The 869-nt window shown below is 69.6% G+C and carries 2 pseudogenes; both read left to right on the top strand.

Annotated elements, in window-relative coordinates:
- A pseudogene (locus FVW27_RS17475) lies at positions 1 to 185 on the top strand (glycosyltransferase family 2 protein); the annotation flags it as partial.
- Positions 186 to 328: 143 nt separating this feature from the next.
- A pseudogene (locus FVW27_RS17470) lies at positions 329 to 869 on the top strand (hypothetical protein); the annotation flags it as partial.

The raw sequence follows: 869 nt of genomic DNA, 5'->3' as shown, positions 1-869 counted from the left end.
TCCTGAAGCCCTGGCCGCAGCTGTGCACGGCCCTGTGCGCCGACCTGGCGGAACTGGGGCATGCCCCGCTGCCCACCGACCTTGCCGCCGCGCCCCCCTTCGATCTTGCCGCCGCGCTGTCCTTTGCCGTGGGCAACGACGAACTGGCGGCGGTGTGCGGCGGCCTGGGCGACGTGCTGGGCTGATTGCGCCACCCGTCTTGCCGGTCCTGTCGTTCCGCCGTGCCGTTCGCGTCGCGGTGGACAGTCGGACCAGAGCCGTTCCTGCCTGCCCGGCAGCCCTTGTTCTCATTTTCCGTAATCCCGCAATTCCGCAACCGGAGACATCCATGGGATTCTCGTTCAAGTTGCCGTTCCTTTCCCGCAAGAAGAAGCCCGCAGGGGGCGATCTGCTCATCGCCGCCCCGGAATCGCTGGACGGCGCGCCTTCGGCAGCGTCCTCAAAAGCTGCCGGGGCAAAGCCTGCCGCACCGACTGGTACGCCCGCCTCCTCTCCCGCTGGCGGCCCAGGGGCCGCGCCGGGCAAGAGAAAGGGACTGTCCAAACGCACCCTGCGCCTCGTGTTGTACGCGGTGGCCGGGCTGGTTGCGCTGGGCGGGACCGCTGGCGGCGCCTGGTGGTGGGTCAAGACCAACAGTCCGGAAACCGCCGTGGAGCAACTTGTGCTGGCCTTCCGCAACGGCGATGCGACTGCCTTCGAGCGTCGCGTGGACCTGGACAGGGTGGTGGACCAGTTGATGGAGGTGCAGCTGAAGGCATCCGGCGTGCAGGGCACGGCAACCCCGGACGCGCGCGAGACGGCGCAGCTGCGCGACGTGCTGCGTCAGGCGCTGCTTGCCCTGCCCGTGGGCGCGGCGGGCGAGCGCAAGC

The sequence above is a fragment of the Nitratidesulfovibrio liaohensis genome (genome assembly GCF_011682075.1).
Classification (GTDB): domain Bacteria; phylum Desulfobacterota; class Desulfovibrionia; order Desulfovibrionales; family Desulfovibrionaceae; genus Cupidesulfovibrio; species Cupidesulfovibrio liaohensis.
The sequence above is the reverse complement of the archived record's forward strand: the minus strand, read 5'-3'. Positions and strand labels throughout refer to the sequence as shown.